General features: G+C 65.9%; 26 protein-coding genes, 1 tRNA gene and 1 pseudogene. 16 read left to right on the top strand and 12 right to left on the bottom strand.

Annotation, left to right across the window (positions count from 1 at the left end):
* The first annotated feature begins 4 nt into the window (after positions 1-4).
* Entirely contained in the window at positions 5-811 is an 807-nt protein-coding gene (locus ACZ1A1_RS23175) for an FAD binding domain-containing protein (RefSeq protein WP_463621764.1), read from the top strand.
* Positions 812-1051: 240 nt separating this feature from the next.
* Positions 1052-2266: a 5-aminolevulinate synthase gene (gene hemA / locus ACZ1A1_RS23170; RefSeq protein ID WP_463621763.1), complete on the top strand. Its 1215-nt coding sequence runs from the start codon at positions 1052-1054 to the stop codon at positions 2264-2266.
* Positions 2267-2284: 18 nt separating this feature from the next.
* On the opposite strand, the gene dxr is transcribed toward hemA, so the two are convergent.
* A complete protein-coding gene (gene dxr, locus ACZ1A1_RS23165; RefSeq protein ID WP_463621762.1) occupies positions 2285-3460 on the bottom strand; it encodes a 1-deoxy-D-xylulose-5-phosphate reductoisomerase in 1176 nt (391 codons plus the stop codon).
* A gap of 191 nt (positions 3461-3651) precedes the next feature.
* Here dxr and ACZ1A1_RS23160 point away from each other — a divergent pair, with 191 nt between their 5' ends.
* A complete protein-coding gene (locus ACZ1A1_RS23160) occupies positions 3652-4368 on the top strand; it encodes an META domain-containing protein (protein ID WP_463621761.1) in 717 nt (238 codons plus the stop codon).
* Positions 4369-4394: 26 nt separating this feature from the next.
* A complete protein-coding gene (locus ACZ1A1_RS23155) occupies positions 4395-4775 on the top strand; it encodes a CAP-Gly domain protein (protein WP_119259083.1) in 381 nt (126 codons plus the stop codon).
* 19 nt (positions 4776-4794) lie between these two features.
* Here ACZ1A1_RS23155 and ACZ1A1_RS23150 read toward each other — a convergent pair.
* Positions 4795-4871: transfer RNA gene (locus ACZ1A1_RS23150), tRNA-Arg, on the bottom strand.
* Positions 4872-5030: 159 nt separating this feature from the next.
* Between ACZ1A1_RS23150 and ACZ1A1_RS23145 the strand changes: the two genes are divergently transcribed.
* Positions 5031-5297: a hypothetical protein gene (locus ACZ1A1_RS23145; protein ID WP_415215826.1), complete on the top strand. Its 267-nt coding sequence runs from the start codon at positions 5031-5033 to the stop codon at positions 5295-5297.
* Positions 5298-5356: 59 nt separating this feature from the next.
* Here ACZ1A1_RS23145 and ACZ1A1_RS23140 read toward each other — a convergent pair whose 3' ends face one another.
* Positions 5357-6517, bottom strand: coding sequence for a M20 aminoacylase family protein (locus ACZ1A1_RS23140; RefSeq protein WP_463621760.1), 1161 nt, complete (start codon positions 6515-6517; stop codon positions 5357-5359).
* A 131-nt stretch (positions 6518-6648) separates the two neighbouring features.
* Here ACZ1A1_RS23140 and ACZ1A1_RS23135 point away from each other — a divergent pair, with 131 nt between their 5' ends.
* Both ACZ1A1_RS23135 and ACZ1A1_RS23130 read left to right on the top strand, forming a co-directional pair.
* The gene (locus tag ACZ1A1_RS23135) at positions 6649-7761 is read left to right on the top strand and encodes a D-alanyl-D-alanine carboxypeptidase family protein (RefSeq protein WP_463621759.1); all 1113 of its coding nucleotides are present in this window, start codon (positions 6649-6651) and stop codon (positions 7759-7761) included.
* A gap of 14 nt (positions 7762-7775) precedes the next feature.
* Complete coding sequence (locus ACZ1A1_RS23130) at positions 7776-8945, top strand: CobW family GTP-binding protein (RefSeq protein ID WP_463621758.1); 1170 nt, start codon at positions 7776-7778, stop codon at positions 8943-8945.
* 1 nt (position 8946) lies between these two features.
* Here ACZ1A1_RS23130 and ACZ1A1_RS23125 read toward each other — a convergent pair whose 3' ends face one another.
* The 5 genes from ACZ1A1_RS23125 to ACZ1A1_RS23105 form a co-directional block, all read right to left on the bottom strand.
* Complete coding sequence (locus tag ACZ1A1_RS23125) at positions 8947-9189, bottom strand: sulfurtransferase TusA family protein (protein ID WP_313196284.1); 243 nt, start codon at positions 9187-9189, stop codon at positions 8947-8949.
* Positions 9186-10700 carry a L,D-transpeptidase family protein gene (locus tag ACZ1A1_RS23120; RefSeq protein WP_463621757.1) on the bottom strand — a complete coding sequence of 505 codons (1515 nt, stop codon included), beginning with the start codon at positions 10698-10700 and terminating at the stop codon, positions 9186-9188. Before ACZ1A1_RS23120 ends, ACZ1A1_RS23125 begins: the two co-directional genes overlap by 4 nt.
* A gap of 194 nt (positions 10701-10894) precedes the next feature.
* Entirely contained in the window at positions 10895-11848 is a 954-nt protein-coding gene (locus ACZ1A1_RS23115; protein WP_313196286.1) for an acetyl-CoA carboxylase carboxyltransferase subunit alpha, read from the bottom strand.
* 77 nt (positions 11849-11925) lie between these two features.
* Positions 11926-12873 (bottom strand): site-specific tyrosine recombinase XerD, encoded by a 948-nt coding sequence (gene xerD, locus ACZ1A1_RS23110; RefSeq protein ID WP_463621756.1) that lies wholly within the window; start codon positions 12871-12873, stop codon positions 11926-11928.
* On the bottom strand, positions 12870-13019 hold the full coding sequence (locus ACZ1A1_RS23105; RefSeq protein WP_119259121.1) for a hypothetical protein: 150 nt from the start codon (positions 13017-13019) through the stop codon (positions 12870-12872). The genes xerD and ACZ1A1_RS23105 overlap by 4 nt, the downstream gene beginning before the upstream one ends.
* Positions 13020-13192: 173 nt before the next feature.
* Here ACZ1A1_RS23105 and ACZ1A1_RS23100 point away from each other — a divergent pair, with 173 nt between their 5' ends.
* The 3 genes and pseudogenes from ACZ1A1_RS23100 to ACZ1A1_RS23090 all read left to right on the top strand — a co-directional run.
* Positions 13193-13774, top strand: coding sequence for a shikimate kinase (locus ACZ1A1_RS23100; protein ID WP_415215817.1), 582 nt, complete (start codon positions 13193-13195; stop codon positions 13772-13774).
* 10 nt (positions 13775-13784) lie between these two features.
* The gene (gene aroB / locus ACZ1A1_RS23095; protein ID WP_463621755.1) at positions 13785-14912 is read left to right on the top strand and encodes a 3-dehydroquinate synthase; all 1128 of its coding nucleotides are present in this window, start codon (positions 13785-13787) and stop codon (positions 14910-14912) included.
* A pseudogene (locus tag ACZ1A1_RS23090) lies at positions 14870-15811 on the top strand (transporter associated domain-containing protein); the annotation flags it as partial. The gene aroB and the pseudogene ACZ1A1_RS23090, both read left to right, overlap by 43 nt.
* Positions 15812-15814: 3 nt before the next feature.
* Here the strand turns inward: ACZ1A1_RS23090 and ACZ1A1_RS23085 are convergent.
* A complete protein-coding gene (locus tag ACZ1A1_RS23085; RefSeq protein WP_318910106.1) occupies positions 15815-16096 on the bottom strand; it encodes a BolA family protein in 282 nt (93 codons plus the stop codon).
* Positions 16097-16209: 113 nt separating this feature from the next.
* Between ACZ1A1_RS23085 and ACZ1A1_RS23080 the strand changes: the two genes are divergently transcribed.
* The 4 genes from ACZ1A1_RS23080 (at position 16210) to ACZ1A1_RS23065 (ending at position 20884) form a co-directional block, all read left to right on the top strand.
* Complete coding sequence (locus ACZ1A1_RS23080) at positions 16210-16842, top strand: J domain-containing protein (RefSeq protein ID WP_463621787.1); 633 nt, start codon at positions 16210-16212, stop codon at positions 16840-16842.
* Positions 16843-16958: 116 nt separating this feature from the next.
* Entirely contained in the window at positions 16959-17957 is a 999-nt protein-coding gene (cobS, locus tag ACZ1A1_RS23075) for a cobaltochelatase subunit CobS (RefSeq protein ID WP_119259072.1), read from the top strand.
* A 16-nt stretch (positions 17958-17973) separates the two neighbouring features.
* Complete coding sequence (cobT, locus tag ACZ1A1_RS23070; RefSeq protein WP_463621754.1) at positions 17974-19872, top strand: cobaltochelatase subunit CobT; 1899 nt, start codon at positions 17974-17976, stop codon at positions 19870-19872.
* Entirely contained in the window at positions 19862-20884 is a 1023-nt protein-coding gene (locus tag ACZ1A1_RS23065) for an esterase-like activity of phytase family protein (protein ID WP_463621753.1), read from the top strand. The genes cobT and ACZ1A1_RS23065 overlap by 11 nt, the downstream gene beginning before the upstream one ends.
* Positions 20885-20897: 13 nt before the next feature.
* On the opposite strand, the gene ACZ1A1_RS23060 is transcribed toward ACZ1A1_RS23065, so the two are convergent.
* Together ACZ1A1_RS23060 and rpmB are read right to left on the bottom strand one after the other, a co-directional pair.
* Complete coding sequence (locus ACZ1A1_RS23060) at positions 20898-21536, bottom strand: VUT family protein (protein ID WP_463621752.1); 639 nt, start codon at positions 21534-21536, stop codon at positions 20898-20900.
* Positions 21537-21649: 113 nt separating this feature from the next.
* Entirely contained in the window at positions 21650-21943 is a 294-nt protein-coding gene (rpmB, locus tag ACZ1A1_RS23055; protein WP_119259069.1) for a 50S ribosomal protein L28, read from the bottom strand.
* Between the two features lie 277 nt (positions 21944-22220).
* Between rpmB and ACZ1A1_RS23050 the strand changes: the two genes are divergently transcribed.
* A complete protein-coding gene (locus ACZ1A1_RS23050) occupies positions 22221-22997 on the top strand; it encodes a DUF3108 domain-containing protein (RefSeq protein WP_313196295.1) in 777 nt (258 codons plus the stop codon).
* A gap of 36 nt (positions 22998-23033) precedes the next feature.
* On the top strand, positions 23034-23915 hold the full coding sequence (gene yddG, locus ACZ1A1_RS23045; RefSeq protein ID WP_463621751.1) for an aromatic amino acid exporter YddG: 882 nt from the start codon (positions 23034-23036) through the stop codon (positions 23913-23915).
* Between the two features lie 2 nt (positions 23916-23917).
* Here yddG and gloB read toward each other — a convergent pair whose 3' ends face one another.
* The gene (gloB, locus tag ACZ1A1_RS23040) at positions 23918-24682 is read right to left on the bottom strand and encodes a hydroxyacylglutathione hydrolase (RefSeq protein ID WP_463621750.1); all 765 of its coding nucleotides are present in this window, start codon (positions 24680-24682) and stop codon (positions 23918-23920) included.
* Positions 24683-24726 lie beyond the last annotated feature (44 nt).

The raw sequence follows: 24726 nt of genomic DNA, 5'->3' as shown, positions 1-24726 counted from the left end.
CGCCATGTACGCAACCAATTACCATCGCGCCTCCTCCGTCGCCGACGCGGCCAAGCTGCAATCGTCCTCCGACGAGGCGAAATATGTCTCCGGCGGCATGACGCTGATCCCGACCATGAAGCAGCGGCTCGCCGCCCCTTCGGACCTCGTGGACCTGCGTCACGTCGCCGAGCTCAAGGGCATATCGGTGAGCGGCAACCGCGTGCGCATCGGCGCAGGCACGACCCACTACGAGGTCTCGACCTCGGCGGAGCTGAAGGCCGCCTGCCCGGCGATCTGCCATCTCGCCTCCCATATCGGCGACCCGCATGTCCGCCATATGGGCACCATCGGCGGCTCCATCGCCAACAACGACCCGGCCGCCGACTACCCCTCCGCCATGCTGGCGCTGGGGGCGACCATCGTCACCGACAGGCACGAGATCCCCGCCGACGCCTTCTTCACCGGCCTCTTCGAGACGGCGCTGGAGGATGGCGAAATCGTCGTGGCAGTTACATTCGAGGCCCCCGCGAAGGCGGGCTATTCCAAGTTCCCCAACCCGGCCTCGCGCTATGCCATGGCCGGCGTCTTCGTGGCGAAGGCGGGGGATGGCGGCGTGCGGGTGGCCGTGACGGGAGCGGGAGCGGACGGCGTCTTCCGCCATGCCGGGCTGGAGGCGGCGCTTGCCGCCGACTGGTCGGCGGATGCGGCGGCCGGCGTTACCGTGGATGCGGCCGACCTCCTGTCGGATATCCATGGCAGCGCCGAATACCGCGCGAACCTCGTGAAGGTCATGGCCAAGCGCGCCGTCGCCGCCACCGCCGCCGGATAGCGTCGCAAAAGCTGAAACTGTTCGATGAAAAGGACGGTTGAGGCCGTCCTTTTTTCATGCAGACTTGACATGCATCAACATGAAATGGCCTTTGGGGCCTTAGGATACATTGGAATGGTTCAAAGGTGGCGCCGATTTGCCGCAGCGCTTCGCATTGCGGCGAAGCCGGGCCGGGTGTAGCCGATTGAACGACAGCCAATGACGATGATGCCCGGGATTTCGCCGGACTGGAGACTCTGGATGGACTTCGAGACTTTCTTCAAGAACGAGCTGGACGGCCTGCATCAGGAAGGCCGCTATCGCGTCTTTGCCGACCTCGCGCGCCACAAGGGCAGCTTCCCCAGGGCGACGCGCCACACGGCGGAAGGCCCAAAGGACGTCACGGTCTGGTGTTCCAACGACTATCTCGGCATGGGCCAGCACCCGAAGGTCGTCGAGGCGATGAAGCTCGCCATCGACCAGTGTGGCGCCGGTGCCGGCGGCACCCGCAACATCTCCGGCACCAACCATTATCACGTGCTCCTCGAAGAAGAGCTCGCCGACCTGCACGGCAAGGAATCGGCCCTGCTCTTCACCTCGGGCTACGTCTCGAACTGGGCCGCGCTCGGCACGCTCTGTTCCAAGATCCCCGGCATCATCTGTTTCTCCGATGCCGGGAACCACGCTTCGATGATCGAGGGCATCCGCCACTCGAAATGCGAGCGCGTCATCTGGAAGCACAATGACCTCAAGGACCTCGAAGCCAAGCTCGCCGCCGCCGATCCCAGGGCGCCGAAGCTGATCGCCTTCGAATCGGTCTATTCGATGGATGGCGACATCGCCCCCATCAAGGAAATCTGCGACCTCGCCGACAAGTATGGCGCGATGACCTATCTCGATGAAGTGCATGCCGTCGGCATGTACGGCCCGCGCGGCGGCGGCATCGCCGAGCACGAGGGCCTGATGCACCGGCTGACGGTCATCGAGGGCACGCTCGGCAAGGCTTTCGGCGTCATGGGCGGCTATATCGCCGGTTCCGCTGCGCTCTGCGACTTCGTCCGCTCCTTCGCATCGGGCTTCATCTTCACGACGGCCCTGCCGCCGACGCTCGCAGCCGGCGCCCTCGCCTCGATCCGCCACCTCAAGGAAAGCCAGGTGGAGCGCCTCGCCCACCAGGCGCGCGTGCGCAGGCTGCGCGCGACGCTCGACCGCAACGGCATCCCGCACATGCCGAACCCGAGCCATATCGTGCCGGTGATGGTGGGCGACGCTTCCAAATGCAAGTGGATCTCGGACCTGCTGCTCGACAATTTCGGCGTCTACGTCCAGCCGATCAACTACCCGACCGTGCCGAAGAAGACCGAGCGCCTGCGCATCACGCCGACGCCGCTGCACACCGATGCCGATATCGAGCATCTGGTCGGCGCGCTGCATGCGCTGTGGTCGCGCTGTGCGCTGGCCCGCGCCGTCGCCTGATACGGAAAGACGAAGCGGTTACCCGACAAGCCCGGCGGCCACCCGCCGGGCTTCTTCGTCTGCGGCGAAGACGTCGTCCATGGAGGAGGCCGGCGGCAGGTGGCTGAGCCTGTCCATCACCGCTTCGGCGATATCCGCCATGGCGAGGAAGCCGATGCGCCCCGCGACGAAGGCATGGAACGCCACTTCCTCGGCGGCATTCATCACCGCGCCCTGCAGGCCGCCGCGCGTGAGCGCCGTGCGGGCAAGCCGGAGCGCCGGGAAGCGCGCCTCGTCCGGCGCCTCGAAATCGAGCCGCGCGAGCTTTGCGAAATCCAGCCGGTCGACATTGAGCGGCGAGCGTTCGGGATAGGTCAGCGCATAGGCGATGGCCGTGCGCATGTCCGGTGCGCCGAGCTGCGCCAGCACCGAGCCGTCGACATAGCCGACCATGGAATGGATGATCGACTGCGGATGCACGATCACCTCGATCTGGTCCGGTCTGACGTCGAAGAGATGCTTCGCCTCGATCATCTCCAGCGCCTTGTTGAACATGGAGGCGCTGCCGATGGAGATCTTGAGGCCCATCGACCAGTTGGGATGCGCCCGCGCGATATCGGCCGTCACGCCCGCCATCTGCTCGCGGCTCCAGGTGCGGAAGGGACCGCCGGATGCCGTCAGCACGATGCGCTCGACGGCGTGGCGCTGGTCGTCCTCCAGCGCCTGGAAGATCGCGCTGTGCTCGCTGTCGACGGGAATGAGCCGCCCGCCGCCTTCCGCCACCGCCTTGACGAAGAGATCGCCGGCCGAGACGAGGCATTCCTTGTTGGCAAGCGCGATATCCGCGCCTTTCCTGGCCGCCGCCAGCGTCGGCGCAAGGCCGGCCGTGCCGACGATCGCCGCCATCACCCAGTCGGCATCCGCGGAACCCGCTTCAAGCAGCGCCTCGCGCCCGGCCGCCGCCTCGATGCTGCTGCCGGAAAGCGCATCCTTGAGTGCGCCGTAGCGGCTCTCGTCCGCCGTCACCGCCAGCCGCGCGCCGCAGTCCTTCGCCTGCGCGGCGAGAAGGTCGACATTGCCGTTGCCGGTCAGCGCCAGCACCTCGTAGCGCTCGCGCCCGCCGAGCTGGCGCACCACGTCGAGCGTGCTGGTGCCGATGGAGCCTGTCGAGCCGAGAATGGTGATGCGGCGCTTCGGCCGCGTATCGGGAGCCATGGTGATTTCCGCGGTTTTCTTGTTATCGAGCAAAAGGCTCTACAGGCGAAAGACGCCTGCAACAAGTCATGGAAATGCTGTAAAGCAAGGGCACGGCTACTCTTCTGGAACCCATGGCTTGACCTTTTCGCCCGGACGGCCATAACGTCCCGGCAAAGCGGCATTCCGCGCTGACGCGATTGGAGAAATTCGTGCACCGACGCCTGAGAGTATGGACCCTCGCCTGCCTTGCCTTTCTGGCGGCAGTTCCGGCCTATGCCGACGAGCCGGTCCCGGGCGGTCTCGGCGGCACCTGGCTGGCCGAGGATATCGGCGGCAACGGTGTCATCGACAACCTGCAGACGACGCTCGAGATCAAGCCGGATGGCTCCTATGGCGGCAATGGCGGCTGCAACACCTATCGCGGCAAGCTGAAGGTGCAGAACGGCAACATCGCCTTCGCCCCCGCCGCCGCCACGCGCAAGATGTGCGCCCCGGCCATCATGGACCAGGAGCAGAAGTTCTTCGACGCGCTCGGCACCGTCACCTCCTGGAAGCTCGAAAACGGCATCCTGCACCTGACGGGCAAGGAGGGCGCCCCGGCGATCCGCCTCGCCGGCCTCAAGAACAACACCGATATCGTCATCCGCCTGCCGGGACCGGAACAGAGCGTGGTGCGCGAGACGCTGAACTACCAGTGCGACGCCGATGAGCGCATCAGCGTCGAATATATCAATGTCGGCGCCAATTCGCTGGCCGTCCTGCGCATCGGCGAAGAGACGGTCATCGCCGCCAACGTCATGGCCGCCTCCGGCGCGAAATATGCCGGCGGCCATTACGAATGGTGGACCAAGGGCGACGAGGCGACGCTCTACGACCTCACCCGCGGCGAGAACGCGCCGGGCGTCACCTGCCACAAGTCCGGCTGAGGCAGCACCCGGGGGGAGAGAAGCGCATGCCCACATTCCGCGTCGGCCAGAAGGTGGTCTGCATCAACGACCGCTTCAAGAACGTCTCGATCGACCAGGGCATCCGCAAGGGCCAGATCTATACGGTCCGCTGGGCCGGCCACTACCGCCATTATGTCGACGGCGACTTCTACGGCATCAAGCTGATGGAGCTCTACCGCGGCAACGACGACGGCCCGGAAGGCTACGGCGCCGTCGACATGCCCTTCCGCGCCAGCCGCTTCCGCCCGCTGGTCTCGGATCGCATCCGCAACATGCTCGGCATGAAGGCTCCGCAGCCGAAGGTCGTCGCAAAGCCCTCCATCGTCCCCGCCGTGCGCGCGAAGCCCCGCGTCGTCACGCCCGAGCGCGAGACGGAAGACGTCTGATAATCCTCTTCGGAAAAAATGGTGATCCCGCCGCGATTCGAACGCGGGACCCCCAGATTAGGAATCTGGTGCTCTATCCTGCTGAGCTACGGGACCACTGACTGCACCCATACAAAAGCCGCGCGCCTAAGCCAAGCGATTTTCGGTGCCCTTTTGCCGAGTTCCCTGCGGAACAGCCCGGCGGGCGGGATCGTGGGACATTCGGGTCATCGGATGGAGATGGCTCCATCCCCTGAACCCAGAGGAGAATGTCCCATGCGCAAGTTCATCCTGTCCGCTGCCGTCGCAACCCTCGCAGCGCTTTCCTTCGCCGCCCCCTCGCAGGCCGGCGGCCTTTCCATCGGTTTCGGCTTCGGTCATGGCCATGGCCACGGCTGGGGACACGGCCACGGTCATGGCTGGGGCAATGGCGGCTATGTCACCGTCTATGACGACTACGGCTACGACTGCTACTGGAAGAAGGTGAAGCACTACGACAAGTGGGGCAACCTCGTCGTCAAGAAGGTCAAGGTCTGCGGCTGATCGCCGGCGACGATCCCCCCAAGGTACCCGGCTGCCGCTTCGGCAGCCGGGCCTTCGCGTCAGGCGGCAAGCCGGCTTTCGGCGAGCTTGACCCAGTAGGTCACGCCATGCGGGATGGCGTCGTCGTTGAAGTCGTAGGCGGGGTGGTGCAGGCCGGCGGTATCGCCGTTGCCGACGAAGATGAAGGCGCCCGGCCGGGCGAGCAGCATGTAGGAAAAGTCCTCCCCGCCCATCATCGGGTCGAGCGAGGCATGGACCGCCGCCTCGCCGGCGATCCCGCGCGCCACGTCGACCGCGTGGCCGGTCTCTTCCGGATGGTTGACGGTGACGGGATAGTTGCGGTGATAGGCGACGGTGATCTCCGCGCCGTGGGCGGCGGCAAGGCCGGCGCAGATCTGGCGGATGCGGGCCTCCGCCTCCTCGCGCATCTCCGGGCTCAGCGTGCGCACCGTGCCGGCAAGCTGCGCTTCCTCGGGAATGACATTATGGGCAAAGCCTGCATTGAACTTGGTGACGGAGACGACGAGCGAGGCGATGGGGTCGGCGACGCGCGAGACGATGGTCTGCAGCGCCGTCACGACCTGCGCGCCGATGACGATGGGATCGACCGTCTTGTGCGGCAGCGCCGCATGGCCGCCGCGGCCCTTCACCTTGATGTTGAACTCGTCCGTCGCCGCCATGATCGCGCCGGGGCGCGTGCCGAAGGCGCCGACCGGCAGGCCGGGCAGGTTGTGCATGCCGTAGACCTCGGCAATCCCGAAGCGCTCCATCATGCCGTCCTTGACCATCTCGTTGCCGCCGCCGCCGCCCTCTTCGGCCGGCTGGAAGATGACCGCGACATTGCCCGAGAAATTCCGCGTCTCGGCAAGGTACTTCGCCGCGCCGAGCAGCATCGCCGTGTGGCCGTCATGGCCGCAGGCATGCATCTTGCCCTTGACGGCGGAGGACCAGGGCTTGCCGCTCGTCTCGTCGATCGGCAGCGCATCCATGTCGGCGCGAAGGCCGATGGTGCGCCCCTCGCCCCTCCCGCGGATGATGCCGACGACGCCGGTGCGGCCGATGCCCGTCACCACCTCGTCGACGCCGAATTCGCGCAGCTTCTCCGCGACGAAGGCGGCGGTCTTCTCCACGGCGAAGAGCAATTCCGGCTCCCGGTGCAGGTGCCTGCGCCACCCGGCGATTTCATCCTGCAATTCTGCGGCGCGGTTCAGAACGGGCATGCAACACTTCCTGTGATTTCGGCCTGAAAGTCGGCCACCGGTGTTCGATGGCTTTGCCATCTCGATGCCATATAGGTTAAATAGGGCGACGGTTCGAGACAACTCCCGATTTCGAGGACAGGCCTTTGCAGATGAACGGACGAACGACGCGCCGGAGCGCATGGTTTCTGGGCTCCGCCCTGTTGCTCACCACGTCCCTTGCGGCAGGTAGCGCCGCGGCCAATCCCCGCATGCTGGTGGACGTCAACACGCTGAAGGTCATCGAGCACGAGGATGCGTTCCAGCGCTGGTATCCGGCCTCGCTCACCAAGCTGATGACGGCCTATACGGTCTTCCGCGCCATCAAGGCCGGCGAGAAGACGCTGGAAAGCCCCGTCGTCATGAGCAAGAACGCGGCTTCCGAACCGCCGAGCAAGATGTATTTCAAGCCCGGCCAGAAGATGACGCTCGACAGCGCGATGAAGATCATCCTCGTCAAGTCGGCCAACGACGTCGCGGTCGCCCTTGCCGAATCGGTCGGCGGCTCGGAACAGGGCTTCGTCGACCGCATGAACGCGGAAGCCGCCCGCATCGGCATGAGCTCCTCGCACTTCATCAATCCGCACGGCCTGCCCGGCAAGGGCCAGTACACGACGGCGCGCGACCTTGCCGTGCTCGCCGTGACGCTGAAGCGCGAGTTCCCGCAATATGCCCACTATTTCGCGCTCGAAGGCTTCACCACCGGCAAGAAGCAATATCCGAACTACAACATGCTGATCGGCCGCTTCGACGGCGCCGACGGCATGAAGACCGGGTTCATCTGCGCGTCGGGCTTCAACCAGGTCTCCTCGGCGACCCGCAACGGCCGCAGCGTCGTCTCCGTGGTGCTCGGCTCCGACAGCCTCGGCGCCCGCGCCGACATCTCCGCCGGCATGCTGCAGAAGGGCCTGACGACGCGCACCGGCAACGTGCCGACGCTCGGTCAGCTCCGCCCCTATGGCGAGACGCGCGACATCGTCGCCGACATCTCCGCCGATATCTGCTCCAAGCATGCCGCCAAGATACGCAGCGAGGGCCGCGACGAGGCCGGCCGCCAGAAGCTGACCTCTCCCTATATCCACGAGGTGAGTCGGCCCCTGAGGCTCGTCTATGCCGGGCTGATGGCCGGCGAGGAAGAAAAGCCGGTAGCCGGCGAACAGGTTGCCGCCGGCGACATCGGCGATATGGTCAACGTGCCGATCCCGATCCCGCGGCCGACTTTCTGACAGGACGGATGATCATGACCCTTGCCGAGCGGCGTGTGCCGGTTTCCGTGTTGACCGGCTTTCTCGGGGCCGGCAAGACGACCCTGCTCAATCGCCTCCTGAAGGACCCGACGCTCACCGACACGGCCGTCATCATCAACGAGTTCGGCGAAGTCGGCATCGACCACCTGCTCGTCGAGCAGTCGGGCGACGGCATCATCGAGCTTTCCGACGGGTGCCTCTGCTGCACGATCCGCGGCGAGCTCGTCGATACGCTCGCCGACCTGATGGATCGCATGCAGACCGGCAGGATCCAGCCGCTGAAGCGCATCGTGATCGAGACGACCGGCCTTGCCGATCCCGCCCCGGTGCTCCAGGCCGTCATGGGCAATCCCGTCCTCTCCCAGTCCTTCAGCCTCGACGGCGTGATCACCGTGGTCGATGCCGTCAACGGCCTCTCGACGCTCGCCAACCATCCCGAGGCGGTCAAGCAGGTCGCCGTCGCCGACCGCGTGCTGATCAGCAAGACCTCGCTTGCCGACGCCGAAACGCTCGCCGCCGTCAGGCGGGAGATCGCCGCGCTCAACCCGCGCGCCGCGGTCGCGGATGTCGACACGCCCGGCCTTGCCGGCCCGGACCTTCTTGCCAACGGCCTCTACGATCCTGGCAGCAAGATCCCGGACGTCCGCCGCTGGCTGCACGAGGAGGCGCACGGCCACCATCATGAGCATGGGCACGATCACGGGCATCACCATCACGGGCATCACCATCACGACCATGACCATGGGCATGACCACCACCAGCACGCTCATGACGTGACGCGGCACGATGCGACGATCCGCTCCTTCAGCATCGTCCACGACCGCCCCGTCGACCCGATGGCGCTGGAAATGTTCATCGACCTCCTGCGCTCGGCCCATGGCGAAAAGCTGCTGCGCATGAAGGGCATCGTGCTGATGAGCAACAGCCCGGAGCGTCCGCTGGTGCTGCAGGGCGTGCAAAGCGTCTTCCATCCGCCGGAGCGGCTTGCCGCATGGCCGGACCCGGACGACCGCCGCACGCGGCTGGTGCTGATCACCAGGGATTTGCCGGAAGCCTTCGTGCGCGACCTATTCGACACCTTCACCGGCACGCCGAAGATCGACCGCCCGGACCGCGCGGCGCTCACCGACAACCCGCTCGCCATACCCGGACTGAAACTCTAGCTCAGGCCTTCTTGCGGATCAGGAAACGGTGCCCGGCCTCGACGCGCTCGCTCGCTTCGAGCAGATGGCCGTCCTCCTGGCAGAAATGGGGAATGTCGATGACGGCGAGCGGATCGGTCGTCTCGACCCAGAGGCCGGCGCCCGCCGCCATGGTGGAAAGTCGCTTGCGCGCCTTCATCACCGGCAACGGGCATTTCAGGCCGCGCAGATCGTAGACCTCGACATCGCCCGCCGGGGAACTCATTTCTGCCAGAACTTCCAGAAGGGCTTCTTCGGCGCCTGCTCCACGACCTCGACGGCCGGGTTCTCTTCCGGCACCGGCTGCGTGCCGGCCGCATCCGCCGGCTTCTTCGCCTTTTCGGCGCTTGCGGCCGTGGCCGGGTTGCGCGCTTCCTTCTGCGCCTGCTGCCCGGCATCGACCTTCGTCTCGCCGGCCTGCTGCGAGGCCTCCGCGACGGGCGCGACCTTGGCCGGCTGCTCTTCCTTAGCGGTCCAGAGCTTCCAGAACGGCTTCTTCTCCGGCTTTTCGACGACCGTCACGCCGGGGTTTTCTTCAGGAACGGGGAGAGCGCCTGCGCCGTGCGCCTGCTTCTGCGCCTTCTCGGCGGCAACGTCCGCCGCAAGGTCTTCCGCTTCCTTGACCTTCTTCTGCTCGGCATCGAGCCTGGCCTGCTCGACCGCCTGCTTCGCGCGCTCTTCCGCTTCGAGCTTGCGCTTTTCGGCCTCCTCGGCCTTACGCTTCTGTGCCTCGATCTCCTGCTGCGTCATCAGCTTGCCGGCATCGAGCGAATTGCCCGTCGGCGCATAGGCAAGCTCGCGGCCCTTGCGCTGGTCGGCGACGATCGCCTTGCGCTGGGCTTCCGACGGCTCGATCCAGACGGTGCCCTGGTACTTGCTCATCGCCTTGGCATAGGCCGTGGCATAAGTCTTGTTGTAGCTCGAAAGCGCGACGTCGAGCGAAGACGGCGTCGTCATCGCCGGACAGGCGCCGACCGGCGAGAAGGGCTTGTCGGCCTGCTGGTTGAAGACATACTTGCCTTCGCAGACATTGACCTCCGGCGGCCGCTTGGTGATCTCGAAGTGATCCCAGCCGACCTTCAGCATCTTCCAGAATTCGATGTTCGGATTGTCGCGGTGGCGCGCCATGTTCTCCGCGGTCATGCGGAAGGGGAACGCCTGGAGCTGGACCGTCTTCTGCCCGCCGTCGAAGGCGTCGCGCGCGAAGGCGAAGATTTCGAGCATCTGCTCGTCGGTCATCGAATAGCAGCCCGACGAGGAGCAGGCGCCATGGATCATCAGGTTGGTGCCGCTCGCCTTGTTGGCGCGGTCATACGTATTGGGAAAGCCGGTGTTGATCGCGAGATAGTAGCTCGAATTCGGGTTCATCTGGCCGCGCGAGAGCGGATAGAAGCCTTCCGGCGCCTGGCGGTCGCCTTCCTTCGTCTTCGGGCCGAGCTTGCCGGACCAGGCGCAGATCTTGTAGTTGCGCACCATCTGGAACCGGTTGGACCGGTCGGCCTTCCACACTTCCAGCCGCCCCTCCTCCTTCAGGATGCGCAGCATGATCGGCGAGGACCGGTCGATGTTCATCTTGGAGAACTTGCTCAGCACCGCCGGCGAGAGCTGGTAGCCGGTCTTGCTGGACACCCTGGAAATGTCGACGTCGACCTTGTCGAACGAGTCGAGCGTCTCATTGGTGCATCCCGCGGTAACCACGGCGAGAAGCGAAACGGCGGCAAGAACGGTGAGGCGCATGCAAGGGTCCGTGAACTATCGTCAGATCGCGAGCCGTCGCGCCGGCAGGGCGGGACGCGCAGTCGTAACCGGCTTATACTTCATAAACTCTTAACCGGGAATTCTTTCGCGAGACTGCCGGACGACCGCAGCCCCCTTCACACACAAGGATTGTGGCCGAGATGGGGCGAAAGGGTGCGGACCCGGCCGGCAGGTCAGAGCTGGCGGCCGATATTCAGGTAGCGCTGGCGGCGATCCTTGCGAAGCTGGTCGCCGGGCTTGGCCGAAAGGTCCTTCAGCGCGGCGGCGATGACGTCGCCCGTGCGGCCGATGACGGCGGCCGGATCGCGATGCGCGCCGCCCACCGGCTCGGGAATGATGCCGTCGATGACGCCGAGGGCCTTCAGGTCCTCCGACGTGATCTTCATGTTGCTCGCCGCTTCCTTGGCGCGGGTGGAATCGCGCCAGAGGATGGAGGCCGCACCTTCCGGCGAGATCACGGAATAGATCGCATGTTCCAGCATGTAGACTCGGTCGCCCGTGGCGATCGCGATCGCGCCGCCCGAGCCGCCCTCGCCGAGAACGACGGAAACGATCGGCACGCGGACATTGAGACACATCTCGGTGGAGCGGGCGATGGCTTCCGCCTGGCCGCGCTCTTCCGCGCCGATGCCCGGATAGGCGCCGGCCGTGTCGATCAGCGTGATGACGGGCAGGCCGAAGCGGTCGGCCATTTCCATGACGCGGATCGCCTTGCGGTAGCCTTCCGGCCGGGCGCTGCCGAAATTGTGCTTGAGGCGCGACTTGGTGTCGTTGCCCTTTTCCTGGCCGATGATGGCGACTGCCTCGCCGCGGAACCGGCCGAGGCCGGCCTGGATCGCCTCGTCTTCGGCGAACTTGCGGTCGCCGGCGAGCGGGGTGAATTCCTCGAAGAGCTGCGCGGCATAGTCGACGAAATGCGGACGCTGCGGATGGCGCGCGACCTGCGTCTTCTGCCAGGGCGTCAGCTTGGAATAGATATCCGCCATGGCCTCGCGGGCGCGGACTTCCAGCCTGCCGACCTCGTCGCTCGTGTCGATGCTCTCATCTTCTTCCGCAAGCTTTCTCAGCTCGTGGATCTTGCCTTCGAGATCCGAGATGGGCTTTTCGAAATCGAGGTAGTTGTGCATGAGATGCGTTTCCGATCGTTTGCTCAAACCGCGCCAGGCTGCGCTCGGCCGAAAGGCCAGTCGCAAGCGGAGGGGTCCTAATCCGGTTTTTTTGCCTGTTTGGCAAGAGGGTGATGGGTTTGAACGAGCTGGTGCAGCCGTTCTTCCAGCACATGCGTATAGATTTGTGTCGTGGAAATGTCCGAGTGACCCAGCAGTTCCTGCACCGCGCGAAGGTCCGCGCCGTTCTGCAGGAGGTGGCTGGCGAAGGCATGGCGAAGGACATGCGGCGAGAGCGTCGCGGCCCTGATGCCCGCCCTGCCGGCCAGCGCCTTGAGGTCGCGGGCGAAGACCTGGCGGGGCAGGTGCCCCTCCTTGCTCTCAGCCGGAAAGAGGAAGCTGCCCGTCGCCGGATCGTCGCCGATCGCGGCCGCCAACGTCTCGCCATAGGCCTCCAGCGCCGAAACGGCGGCGCGCGACAGCGGCACCAGCCGCTCCTTGTTGCCCTTGCCCTTCACGATGAGGAAGCGTCCCGTCTGCGCCAGCACGCTTGCCGGCAGCGAGACCAGCTCGCTGACCCGCAGGCCCGTCGCATAGAGCAGCTCGACCAGCAGATGCATGCGCCGCTTGAGGAGAAGGTTGCCGCCCGGCTCCGCCGCTTCCGCCTCCGCCCGGCCGATCAGGCGCGTGACGTCGTCGACGCTCAGCGTCTTGGGCAGCGAGCGCCCCTTCTTCGGTGCATCGAGGATCCCGGTCGGATCGTCGCCCCGCAGGCCCTCGCCATAGAGGAACTTGAAGAACTGCCGCAGCGCCGAAAGTCGCCGCGCCTGCGAGGACGCGGCAAATCCCTGCCGTGCGAGATGGCCGAGATAGGCCCTGAGATCGTCCGGCGCCGCCTCGGCAAGGCGCACGCCGCGTTCGTTGAGGAAGGACCGCACATCCTCGAGGTCGCGTTCGTAGGATTGCAGCGTGTTCGCCGCCGCGCCCCGCTCAGCGCTCATCATCTCGAGGAAGGACTCGACCTGGAGTGCGGATGGGTCCCTCATTGCGGCGGGTTCACCCGTTCGGAGGGGATACGGATCGTCACCTCCCGCTCGGTCGGCTCGACGAAGGTCACCAGCGCCACCATCACGCCATAGACCGATCCGACGATCACGGCGCAGAAGAACAGGAAGCGGAAAAGGGTGGGCATGGCTGTCTCCGGGGCGATGCCCCCTATATCGCCCCGCCATCCGCCAAGCGCAAGGGCGGCAGGCCCGGGATCGGCCTCGAAGCGCCGGCCATCCGAAGCCTCCGACACCGCGCAGGCTTGACGCTTCCGGCGCTTTTGTCGATACGGAAAGGAGCGAAACCCCGGAAAACGCCATGACCGAGCTGATCGACCAGGCCCCTCTCACGCTCGCCGCCGAGGCCCGCGCCGCACTCGGCAAGCGAAACCTCGTCCTGATCGGCCTGATGGGCGCCGGTAAATCGGCCATCGGCCGCATGACGGCGCAGGCGCTCGGCATTCCCTTCGTCGATTCCGACCACGAGATCGAGCGCGTCTCGCGCATGTCGATCACCGACCTCTTCGCCGCCTATGGCGAGGCCGAGTTCCGCGCGCTGGAAACCCGCGTCATCAAACGGCTGCTGCGCTCCGGCCCGCGCGTCGTCTCCACCGGCGGCGGCGCCTATATCAACGAGAACACCCGCCGCAACATCAAGCGCGGCGGGCTCACCGTCTGGCTGAAAGCCGATCTCGACGTGCTGTGGGAGCGCGTCAGCAAGCGCGACACCCGCCCGCTGCTCAAGACGGAGAACCCGCGCCAGACGCTCGAAAACCTCATGAATGCCCGTTACCCGATCTATGCGGAAGCCGATCTGACCGTGATGTCGCGCGACGTGAAGAAGGAAACCATGGTGGAGGAGGTGCTCACCGCGATCACCGCCGCCGCCCGCAAACCCTGACGAGATGACCATGACTGCCACTGCCACCGCGCGCCGCACCGTGCGCGTCGACCTCGGCGACCGCTCCTACGATATCCTGATCGGCCCCGGCCTCATCGCTGCCGCCGGTCGCGAGATCGCAAGCCGCCTCAAGGGCCGCAAGGTCGCCGTCATCACCGACGCGCATGTCGCGCCGATCTATCTCGACGGCTTCATGGCCGCCCTCAAGACGGAAGGCATCGAGGCCGTCTCGCTCGTGCTGCCGGCCGGCGAGAAGACCAAGAGCTTCGAGCACCTGATCAGCGTCTGCGACAGCGTGCTTGCCGCCCGCATCGAGCGCAACGATGCGGTGGTGGCGCTCGGCGGCGGCGTCATCGGCGACCTCACCGGCTTTGCCGCCGGCATCGTGCGCCGCGGCTCGCGCTTCATCCAGGTGCCGACCTCGCTTCTGGCGCAGGTCGATTCCTCCGTCGGCGGCAAGACCGGCATCAACTCGCCGCACGGCAAGAACCTCATCGGCGTCTTCCACCAGCCCGATCTCGTTCTCGCCGATACCGACGTGCTCGACACGCTCTCCCCGCGCGAATTCCGCGCCGGCTACGCCGAAGTCGCCAAATACGGCCTCATCGACAAGCCGGATTTCTTCGCCTGGCTGGAGAAGAACTGGCGCGACGTCTTTGCCGGCGGCGAGGCGCGTATTACGGCCATCGCCACGAGCTGCCAGGCGAAAGCGGACGTCGTCGCCGCCGACGAGCGGGAGAACGGCCAGCGCGCCCTCCTCAATCTCGGCCACACCTTCGGCCATGCGCTGGAGGCCGCGACGCAATATGACAGCGCCCGCCTCGTCCACGGCGAGGGTGTCTCCATCGGCATGGTGCTCGCCCATCAGTTCTCCGCCCGGATGAACCTTTGCAGCCCCGACGACGGCAAGCGCGTCGAGGCGCATCTGCGCGAGGTCGGCCTGCCGACCACGATGGGCGAGATTCCGGGCGGCCTGCCGCCGGCCGAGAAGCTGATGGACGCCATCGCGCAGGACAAGAAGGTCAAGGCGGGCAAGCTCACCTTCATCCTGACGCGCGGCATCGGCCAGTCCTTCGTCGCCGACGACGTGCCGCAATCCGAAGTCGTCGCCTTCCTCAAGGAAAAGCTGCCGAAATGACCGGCGAAACGTCCGCCGCGCTCGCGTCTCCCGTCTGGCCGTGGGTCGTTCTCGTCCTCGGCCTGGTCGCCGCCGCCCTCATCTTCCGGCAGCGCTCGTCGATTGCCGCCCTCTGGCGCTCGCATCAGGAAACACGCGAGGCGGACGGCGAGCGCTCCCGGGACGGGGGCGCTGCAAAATCCGACCGCGACAGGATTACGAGCGGGCTCGATCTCGACGCGCTGGAAGTCTCCGACATCATGGTCCACCGCACCGCCATGCGGGCGCTCAATGCCGGCGACCCACCGGAGGAGATCGTCAAGGCCGTGCTGGAAAGCCCCTATACGCGCATGCCGCTCTGGGCCGGTTCAGTGGACAACATCGTCGGCGTCGTCCACGCCAAGGACCTTCTGCGCGCGCTCGCCGAACCCGGCGTGGAGCCGAGGAACCTCGACATCACCAGGGTCGCGCAGAAACCCTGGTTCGTGCCCGACACGACGACGCTGAAGGAGCAGCTCGCCGCGTTCCTGCGCCGCCAGGAGCATTTCGCCACCGTGGTGGACGAATACGGCGAGGTGCAGGGCGTGGTGACGCTTCAGGACATCCTGAAGGAGATCGTCGGCGATATCTCCGACGAGACCGCCGTCGACATGCAGGGCGTGCGGCAGGAGGCTGACGGCTCGCTCGTCGTCGACGGCGGCGTCTCGATCCGCGACCTCAACCGCGCCTTCACCTGGAACCTGCCCGACGAGGAGGCGACGACCATCGCCGGCCTCGTCATCCACGAATCGAAATCGATCCCGGAGGAGCGGCAGGCCTTCACCTTCTACGGCAAGCGCTTCATCGTCATGAAGCGGGTGAAGAACCGCATCACCAAGCTGCGCATCCGCCCGGTCGAGCCCGGGCCGGCCGGCACGTAGCGACTACCAGCGCGTCGGCTCGCCGGGTGCGGCCGCCTCGACGGCGAGCGCATGCAAACCCGCGTCGAGCTCCGCCTTCACCACCTCGTTGATCGCCCGGTGGCGCGCCACGCGGCTCATGCCGGCGAAGGCCGAAGAGACGATGCGGATACGCATATGCGTCTCGCCCTCGCCGTCGAACCCCGGCTGGTGGCCGGCATGCAGGTGGCTTTCGTTGAGGACTTCGAGGCGCTCGGGCGAGAAGGCCGCTTCGAGCTTGCCGGTCATGCTGGATTTCATGGACATTGCGGAACCTTCGGCGGCCGGGAATGCGAGGCCGCGACGCAGAAAAATAGTCCCACAAAGCCAGCAACAATCCGCTTTGTCAATTCTTGTTGCGGGCCTTCCGGAGCCCCATAATTAGCGCCATGAAACTCGATTCCAAATACTTCGACCGCATCCGCACGAAGCGGCGCGTGGAGCGTCCCGAACGTTCCGCGCCGACCTGTCAGTGGGACGGCTGCGAGGAGAATGCCGTGCATCGCGCACCCGTCGGCCGCAATGCCGAGGGGCAGTATTTCATGTTCTGCTTCGAGCACGTCAAGGAATACAACAAGGGCTACAACTACTTCTCGGGCCTGTCCGACGGCGAGATCGCGCGCTACCAGAAGGAGGCCATCACCGGCCACCGCCCCACCTGGACCATCGGCGTCAACAAGGCCGCCAAGAACGGCCCGGCGCAGGGCACGGCGCGCTCCGGCACGGCCGGGGCAAATCAGCGCATCCGCGATCCCTTCGGCCTCTTCAACGAAGGCAAGGGCCGCAGGCCCCAGATGGAGCCCCGCGCGCGAAAACTGAAGACGCTGGAGGCCAAGGCCTTCGACACGCTCGGCCTTTCCGCCAATGCGACGACGGAGGACATCAAGTCCGCCTATAAAACGCTTGTCAAAAAGCATCACCCGGATGCAAATGGCGGAGACAGGGGCTCGGAAGAGCGTTTTCGCGCGGTCATCCAAGCATATCAATTGTTAAAGCAGGCCGGCTTCTGCTAGAGCATTTGCGAAGTCGGGCGGAATCGCCCGGCCGCGTATAATGCGGTCAAGCAAAAGGCATAGTTGGCGTGCAATAAATTTGGGGTGGAGGTAAGGCCGCCGCCCGCGGAGACGTGATGAGCAAGATGGATCTCGATATTTCCAACCTCCCGGACACCACTGTTTCCGTACGGGAGGTTTTCGGCATTGATACGGACCTTCGGGTTCCGGCCTATTCCAAGGCGGACGCCTATGTTCCGGACCTCGATCCGGACTACCTGTTCGACCGCGAAACGACCCTCGCCATCCTCGCCGGCTTTGCCCATAACCGCCGCGTCATGGTCTCCGGCTACCACGGCACCGGCAAGTCGACCCATATCGAGCAGGTCGCCGCCCGCCTCAACTGGCCCTGCGTTCGCGTCAACCTCGACAGCCATGTCAGCCGTATCGACCTCGTCGGCAAGGACGCCATCGTCGTCAAGGACGGCCTTCAGGTCACCGAATTCAAGGACGGCATCCTGCCCTGGGCCTACCAGCACAATGTCGCGCTCGTCTTCGACGAATACGATGCCGGCCGCCCGGACGTGATGTTCGTCATCCAGCGCGTGCTGGAATCCTCCGGCCGCCTGACCCTGCTCGACCAGAGCCGCGTCATCCGCCCGCATCCCGCCTTCCGCCTGTTCGCCACGGCCAACACGGTCGGCCTCGGCGATACGACCGGCCTCTACCACGGCACGCAACAGATCAACCAGGCGCAGATGGACCGCTGGTCCATCGTCACCACGCTCAACTACCTGCCGCACGACAACGAGGTGAACATCGTCGCCGCCAAGGTGAAGCGCCTCGCTTCCGGCAAGGACGGCCGCGAGACGATCTCGCGCATGGTGCGCGTCGCCGACCTCACCCGCGCCGCCTTCATCAACGGCGATCTTTCGACCGTGATGAGCCCGCGCACGGTCATCACCTGGGCGGAGAATGCGGAGATCTTCGGCGACGTCGCCTTCGCCTTCCGCGTCACCTTCCTCAACAAGTGCGACGAACTGGAGCGCACGCTGGTGGCCGAGCTCTACCAGCGCGCCTTCGGCATCGAGCTGAAGGAAAGCGCCGCCAACATCGTCCTGGAAGCGACCGCCTGACGGCAGGGTGAAGCGCATGGCAGCTCGCGGAGACAATTCGAAGCCGAGACCCGGCGGCGTTGTGGACATGGAACCGTTCCGCCGCGCGGTGACGGGTTGCGTGCGCGCCGTCTCGGGCGATGCGGAGGTGGAGGTCACCTTCGCCAACGAGCGCCCCGGCATGACCGGCGAGCGCATCCGCCTGCCCGAGCTGTCCAAGCGCCCTTCGCCGGCGGAAGTCGCGCTCACCCGCGGCCTCGGCGATAGTATGGCGCTGCGCAAGGCCTGCCATGACGCCCGCATCCACGCGACCATGTCGCCGCAGGGCGCGGATGCCCGCGCGATCTTCGACGCCGTCGAGCAGGCGCGCGTCGAGGCGATCGGCTCCAACCGCATGCACGGCATGGCCCAGAACCTCAACGTCATGCTGACGGAGAAATACGCCAAGGCCAATTTCGGCGCGATCACCCGCCAGGCCGATGCCCCGCTGGAAGAGGCCGTCGCGCTCATCGTGCGCGAGAAGCTGACGGGCCAGGCCCCGCCGGCCTCGGCCGGCAAGGTGCTCGACCTCTGGCGCGATTTCATCGTGGACAAGGCCGGCAAGGACATGGAGGGCCTTTCCTCCGCCATCAACGACCAGCAGGCCTTCTCCCGCGTCGTGCGCAACATGCTCGCCTCCATGAACGTCGCCGAGCAATACGGCGAGGACGAGAACGAACCGGACGATTCGGAAACGCCCGAGGACGAGAACCAGCCGCGCAGCGACGAGCAGGAAGACAATAACAGCCAGGAAGATGCCGGCGACGATTCTGCGCCTGCCGACGAGAACGAGACGTCCGACGAGCAGATGGACGAAGGCGAGATGGACGGCGCGGAAATCTCCGACGACGATCTCGTCGAGGACGATGGCGACGAGACGGAAAAGCCCGGCGAGGTCCGCCGCCCGAACCAGCCCTTCACCGATTTCAACGAGAAGGTCGACTACGGCGTCTTCACGCAGGAATTCGACGAGACGATCACCGCCGAGGAACTCTGCGACGAGGCGGAGCTCGATCGCCTGCGCGCCTTCCTCGACAAGCAGCTCGCCCACCTTCAAGGGGCCGTCGGCCGCCTCGCCAACCGGCTTCAGCGCCGCCTGATGGCGCAGCAGAACCGCGCCTGGGAATTCGACCTCGAAGAGGGCTATCTCGACAGCGCCCGCCTGCAGCGCATCATCATCGACCCGATGCAGCCGCTCTCCTTCAAGCGCGAGAAGGACACCACCTTCCGCGATACGGTCGTGACGCTGCTGATCGACAATTCCGGCTCCATGCGCGGCCGCCCGATCACCGTCGCCGCCACCTGCGCCGATATCCTTGCCCGCACGCTGGAGCGCTGCGGCGTGAAGGTCGAGATCCTCGGCTTCACCACCAAGGCGTGGAAAGGCGGCCAGTCGCGCGAGAAGTGGCTCGCCAGCGGCAAGCCGCAATCGCCCGGCCGCCTCAACGACCTGCGCCACATCGTCTACAAGGGCGCCGACGCCCCGTGGCGGCGCGCAAGGCGCAATCTCGGCCTGATGATGCGCGAGGGCCTCCTGAAGGAGAACATCGACGGCGAGGCGCTGATCTGGGCGCATGACCGCCTGCTCGCCCGCCCGGAGCAGCGCCGCATCCTGATGATGATCTCGGACGGCGCGCCCGTCGACGATTCGACGCTTTCGGTGAACCCCGGCAACTATCTGGAACGGCACCTGCGCGCGGTCATCGAACAAATCGAGACGCGTTCGCCCGTCGAGCTTCTCGCCATCGGCATCGGCCATGACGTGACGCGCTACTATCGCCGCGCCGTCACCATCGTCGATGCGGACGAATTGGCCGGCGCCATGACCGAACAGCTCGCCTCGCTCTTCGCCGACGAATCGACCGCTCGCCGCCCGGCGGGGCGCCGTGCCGGCTAGGGCGCGGCTCCGGGAACGGCCAGCCCTTCCCGCAATCGCCCTTTGCGCCCTGCTCTGCCTGCCGCTCGCGCGGCCGGTATTTGCCGCGGACATTCCCGTCTCCAGCCGCACCATCACGCAATTTACGCCGGGCTCCGACCGGCGCATCTTCGGCAAGCTCGAATTCCTCGGGGGCATCGCCTATTCGTCGTCAAGCCCCCTGCTCGGCGCCGTCTCGGCGATCCGCTTCCGCGACGACCATGAACATTTCGTCTCGGTGCTCGATACCGGCCACTGGCTGACCGGCCGCATCGAGCGCGACGGCGAAGGCCGGTTGAGCGGCCTCGCGGATATCGAGATCCGCTCGATGATCGACCGCGACGGCCGCGACGGGAACCCCAAGGAGAAGATGGATGCCGAGGGCCTCGCCATCGGCAGGGGCGAACTCCTCGTCAGCTTCGAGGGGCTTCACCGGATCGACGCCTATCCCGATCCCGGCTTCATGGACGCCAGGCCGAAGCGCCGCCTGCCGCTGCCCATAGAGCGGCGGGAAATCCGCAGGAACCGCGGCATGGAGACGCTTGCCATGTCGCCGGCAGCAGGCCCGCTCGGCGCCGTGCCGGTCGCCGTGACGGAGCGCAGCCTCGATACCGACGGCAATGTCTTCGCCGCCGTGCTCGCCGGCCCGCGCGCCGGCCTCTTCGCGGTGAAGCGCAGCGACCCCTGGGACATCACCGACGGCGCTTTCCTGCCGAACGGCGATCTCCTCCTCCTGGAGCGCCGCTTCCGCCTGTCGGACGGCATGGGCATGCGCATTCGCCGGATTGCCGGCGACACGATCCGCCCCGGCGCGGTCGTCGACGGCGAGGTGCTGATCGACGCCGACCTTCGCCAGCAGATCGACAATATGGAAGGGCTGGACGTGGTGGCGATGGCAAAGGACGATATCCGTATCATCGTCGTTTCCGACGACAACCACTCCATCCTCCAGCGCAACCTGATGCTGGAATTCCGCCTGCTTTCGGAAAAATAGGCGTTACGTCGCCTCAGGCCGCCTTCTCGACACCCGGCATCGGCATCAGCCGGCTCATCAGCGCACCGTAGGGCAGCAGCATGACGAGGCCGACCAGCACCTTCACGGAGAAGTCGCCCATCGCCCAGGAAATCCAGCGCGGCGCTTCCGAGGTGAAGACGCCGAGCACCGGCGCCCATTCGATCGCGAAGGCGTCGTTGGGGCCGAAGACCGAGAAGGCCGGCGCGAAGGCGAAGGAGAAGAAGATCATCGTGTCGAGCACCGAGCCGATCAGCGAGGCGATCAGCGGCGCGCGCCACCAGGTCTGCCGCCGCAGCCGGTTGAAGACCGAGATGTCGAGCAGCTGGCCGGCAAGGAAGGCCGAGCCGGAGGCGATGGCGATGCGCGGCGTGGATGCGCCGATCGAGAACAGCACCGCCACGAGGAAGCCGGCCGCCACGACGCGGCGCGCGACGCGCGGGCCGAACTGGCGGTTGGTGAGGTCGGTGATGAGGAAGGCGACGGGGTAGGTGAATGCGCCATAGGTCAGGAGATCGCCGAGCGCGATGCCGAACAGCTCGCCCGAAAGCGGGTACTGCACCAGCACGTTGGAGGCGACGACCACGGCCGTCATCAGGAGGACATAGATAAGGGTAACGCGGTTCGCGAGCATTTTTTTATCCTGGGTGATGCCACCAGTTGGAGTAGCGATGTGTGCGCAAAGCATTGAGGCCTGCCCGCAGAGCGGTCAAGCCTCAATGAGAATGCTTCGGCCTGTTGCCTGGATCAGGCGGCAGCGGCAGCCGTCTTCTTGGCGATCTGGCGGCGCAGCAGACGGGCGCGCATCGACAGTTCGTTCTCTTCGGCCTTCAGGAGGAAGGCATCGAGGCCGCCGCGGTGCTCGACCGAGCGGAGAGCGGCTGCGGAAACGCGAAGACGGAAACGCTGGCCGAGGGCATCGGAAATCAGCGTGACATTGCACAGGTTCGGCAGGAACTTGCGCTTCGTCTTGTTGTTCGCGTGGCTCACATTGTTGCCCGACTGGACGCCCTTGCCGGTCAATTCGCAACTACGGGACATGGTACACCTATTTTTCTTGTTCAGGACAATACGTTTCCGGCACCGAAACCGGCCGCAGTCCGTCTGGCCTTTTTGGAAAGTTGCGGTTCTATAGTCACACTGGCCGGCGACGTCAAGCCAAACCTGCCGTTCAGCGGGAATTCAGTTGCCAAGTGTCATGATTTGCAGGCAATAGCAGGCAAAGGCGCGATTTTCCACGGCGTAGAATCGCCGCAATGGCGGGCTAGGCGGGCGTCTGCTAGACGATTTCTTTGTCGGAAGAGATGGAAACGAGACGATGAACGGGCGAGGTTGGATTGCTGGCGCAGCGGTGTCGCTTGCGCTTCTGGGCGGCGCAGGCCCCCTGTCGGCCGCGGAAGTCCAGCACCAGACGGACTACAGCATCCGCCTTTCCGGCCTGCCGGTCGCCACCGCCAGCTTCCGCTCGGCGTTTTCCGGCAACCGCTACACCATTTCCGGCAGCCTGCATTCGGCCGGCCTTGCCGACATCTTCTCCCGCACGCAGGGCACGACCTCCGTTTCCGGCACCATCGGGCGCGACAACCTGCACGCCACCTCCTATTCGGTGACCTACCGCAGCGGCAAGCGCGGCCGCGCCATCGACGTGACCTTCCGCAACGGCAACGTCATCCACGCCAGCATGGTGCCGGCGCGCCGGAAGCCGGACAACTGGGTGCCCGTCTCCAGCGCCGACATGCGCGCGGTGCTCGACCCGATCTCCGGCCTCATCATCCCCGCCGGCAAGCGCATCTGCCCCAAGACGCTGCCGATCTTCGACGGTGAATCCCGCATGGATCTCCAGCTGACGTCGAAGGGCACGAAACCCTATTCCACCAAGGGCTTCGAGGGCGAGGCCGTGGTCTGCGGCATCCGCTTCATCCCGAAGTCCGGCTACAAGAAGGGCCGCGACGACGTCGAATACCTGCGCAGGCTGAGCACGATGGAAATCTGGTTTGCCAAGGCCGAGGAAGCGAATGTATATGCTCCGGTCTATGTGAGGATTCCGACCAAGCTCGGCCCCGTCACCGTCTCGGCCACGCGCTTCGGCGGTTGATACGGCTGCCGGTCGGCAGACCGGCGGAGCGATCGCTTGAAGACACGTGCAACCCTGATCGGCTTTACAGCGATCCTGATGTGGGCGCTGCTGGCGCTCTTCACCGCGGCCTCCGGCAAGATGCCGCCCTTCCAGCTTTCCGCCGTCTGCTTCCTGATCGGCAGCCTGCCCGGCATCGCCGTGCTCGTCGCGCGGCCGCAGCGCGCGCGCCTGCTGAGGCAGCCGGCGAAGGTCTGGGTCACCGGCATCCTCGGCCTCTTCGGCTATCACTTCCTCTACTTCACGGCACTGCGCAACGCGCCGGCAGTCGAGGCGAGCCTGATCGCCTATCTATGGCCGCTCCTCATCGTCACCGGCTCGGCGCTGCTGCCGGGCGAGACGCTGCGCTGGAACCATGTGATAGGCACGCTGCTCGGCCTCGGCGGCACCGCGCTCATCGTCGGACGCAACGGCGTCGCCTTCGACAGCGCCTATCTCATCGGCTATGGCGCGGCCTTCCTCTGCGCCTTCACCTGGGCCGGCTATTCGCTGGCCACCCGCAGCTTCGAGGCCGTCTCGACGGACGTGGTGACCGGCTATTGCCTTGCCACCGCGATCCTGTCGCTCATCTGCCACCTGCTGCTGGAAACGACGATCTGGCCGCAGACGGGCTTCGAATGGCTCGCCGTCGCCGGCCTCGGCCTGCTGCCGGTGGGAGCCGCCTTCTATGTCTGGGATTTCGGGGTGAAGAACGGCGACATCCAGATCCTCGGCGCTGCGAGCTACGCCGCGCCGCTGCTCTCCACGCTGGTCCTCGTGCTTTCCGGCTTTGCCGAGCCGAGCTGGACCATCGCGCTTGCCTGCCTGCTGGTGACGGGCGGGGCGGTGCTGGCCGCCAAGGACATGATCTTCAGGCGGCAGGTCGCAAGCCCCGCCTGATCTCAGAACCGGTCCTTCCGCCCGCGGATTTCGGCGAAGACTTCTACATCGCTCGCCCCCTCCATGCCGAGATGGCGGCGGATCGCCGGGTCGGCGGCGCGCAGGAACGGATTGGTCGCCTTTTCGAGGCCGATGGTCGTCGGCGCGGTGAAGGCACCGGCGGCCCGCAGCGCCTCGATCTCCTCGACACGATGCGCGAGCGCCACGTTCTCCGGGTCCACAGTCTTCGCAAATCGGGCATTCGACAGCGTGTATTCATGGCCGAAATAGACGGTCGTCTCCTTCGGCAGCGCCGCGAGCTTCGATAAAGAATCCCACATCTGCGCGGGCGTGCCCTCGAAGAGCCGGCCGCAGCCGAGCGCGAAGAGCGTGTCGGCGGCAAAGAGCAGCTTCTCCTCCGGCAGGTGGAAACAGATGTGGCCGAGCGTATGGCCCGGCGTCGCGATGACCTCGACGCGCCGGCCGGCGAAATCGAAACTGTCGCCGCCATCCACCTTGCGGTCGATGCCCGGAATGGTCTCGCGCGCCGGGCCGATGATCGTCGCGCCGAAGCGGTCCTTCAGCGCAAGGTTGGCCTCCACGTGGTCGCCATGGTGATGGGTGGTGAAGATATGGCTGAGGCGCCAGCCGCGGCGCTCCAGCGCCTCGAGGATCGGCTTTTCCTCCGGCGCATCGATGCTCGCCGTCGCGCCCGTCGCCGGATCGTGCAGGAGCACGCCGAAATTATCGCTGCGGCAGGCAAACAGTTCGATTTCCAGCGGGGTCATGGTCCATTCCTCGTCACATCGGCAGGGCATCGCGGGCGAATGTA

It is taken from the genome of Shinella sp. R2-11 (assembly GCF_055330205.1).
Note: the sequence above shows the minus strand (reverse complement) of the source record. Positions and strands in the feature narration are given on the sequence as shown.

What these genes read in the sequence shown, in the direction of transcription:
- xerD (WP_463621756.1), bottom strand. Translation starts at nt 12,873, where the DNA reads ATGAGGGACCCATCCGCACTCCAGGTCGAGTCCTTCCTCGAGATGATG.
- ACZ1A1_RS23175 (WP_463621764.1), top strand. Translation starts at nt 5, where the DNA reads ATGTACGCAACCAATTACCATCGCGCCTCCTCCGTCGCCGACGCGGCC.
- rpmB (WP_119259069.1), bottom strand. Translation starts at nt 21,943, where the DNA reads ATGTCCCGTAGTTGCGAATTGACCGGCAAGGGCGTCCAGTCGGGCAAC.
- ACZ1A1_RS23140 (WP_463621760.1), bottom strand. Translation starts at nt 6,517, where the DNA reads ATGCCCGTTCTGAACCGCGCCGCAGAATTGCAGGATGAAATCGCCGGG.
- dxr (WP_463621762.1), bottom strand. Translation starts at nt 3,460, where the DNA reads ATGGCTCCCGATACGCGGCCGAAGCGCCGCATCACCATTCTCGGCTCG.
- ACZ1A1_RS23125 (WP_313196284.1), bottom strand. Translation starts at nt 9,189, where the DNA reads ATGAGTTCCCCGGCGGGCGATGTCGAGGTCTACGATCTGCGCGGCCTG.
- ACZ1A1_RS23050 (WP_313196295.1), top strand. Translation starts at nt 22,221, where the DNA reads ATGAACGGGCGAGGTTGGATTGCTGGCGCAGCGGTGTCGCTTGCGCTT.
- ACZ1A1_RS23100 (WP_415215817.1), top strand. Translation starts at nt 13,193, where the DNA reads ATGACCGAGCTGATCGACCAGGCCCCTCTCACGCTCGCCGCCGAGGCC.
- cobS (WP_119259072.1), top strand. Translation starts at nt 16,959, where the DNA reads ATGAGCAAGATGGATCTCGATATTTCCAACCTCCCGGACACCACTGTT.
- ACZ1A1_RS23085 (WP_318910106.1), bottom strand. Translation starts at nt 16,096, where the DNA reads ATGTCCATGAAATCCAGCATGACCGGCAAGCTCGAAGCGGCCTTCTCG.
- ACZ1A1_RS23145 (WP_415215826.1), top strand. Translation starts at nt 5,031, where the DNA reads ATGCGCAAGTTCATCCTGTCCGCTGCCGTCGCAACCCTCGCAGCGCTT.
- ACZ1A1_RS23135 (WP_463621759.1), top strand. Translation starts at nt 6,649, where the DNA reads ATGAACGGACGAACGACGCGCCGGAGCGCATGGTTTCTGGGCTCCGCC.
- ACZ1A1_RS23130 (WP_463621758.1), top strand. Translation starts at nt 7,776, where the DNA reads ATGACCCTTGCCGAGCGGCGTGTGCCGGTTTCCGTGTTGACCGGCTTT.
- aroB (WP_463621755.1), top strand. Translation starts at nt 13,785, where the DNA reads ATGACTGCCACTGCCACCGCGCGCCGCACCGTGCGCGTCGACCTCGGC.
- hemA (WP_463621763.1), top strand. Translation starts at nt 1,052, where the DNA reads ATGGACTTCGAGACTTTCTTCAAGAACGAGCTGGACGGCCTGCATCAG.
- cobT (WP_463621754.1), top strand. Translation starts at nt 17,974, where the DNA reads ATGGCAGCTCGCGGAGACAATTCGAAGCCGAGACCCGGCGGCGTTGTG.
- ACZ1A1_RS23060 (WP_463621752.1), bottom strand. Translation starts at nt 21,536, where the DNA reads ATGCTCGCGAACCGCGTTACCCTTATCTATGTCCTCCTGATGACGGCC.
- gloB (WP_463621750.1), bottom strand. Translation starts at nt 24,682, where the DNA reads ATGACCCCGCTGGAAATCGAACTGTTTGCCTGCCGCAGCGATAATTTC.
- ACZ1A1_RS23115 (WP_313196286.1), bottom strand. Translation starts at nt 11,848, where the DNA reads ATGCACAACTACCTCGATTTCGAAAAGCCCATCTCGGATCTCGAAGGC.
- ACZ1A1_RS23105 (WP_119259121.1), bottom strand. Translation starts at nt 13,019, where the DNA reads ATGCCCACCCTTTTCCGCTTCCTGTTCTTCTGCGCCGTGATCGTCGGA.
- ACZ1A1_RS23120 (WP_463621757.1), bottom strand. Translation starts at nt 10,700, where the DNA reads ATGCGCCTCACCGTTCTTGCCGCCGTTTCGCTTCTCGCCGTGGTTACC.
- ACZ1A1_RS23155 (WP_119259083.1), top strand. Translation starts at nt 4,395, where the DNA reads ATGCCCACATTCCGCGTCGGCCAGAAGGTGGTCTGCATCAACGACCGC.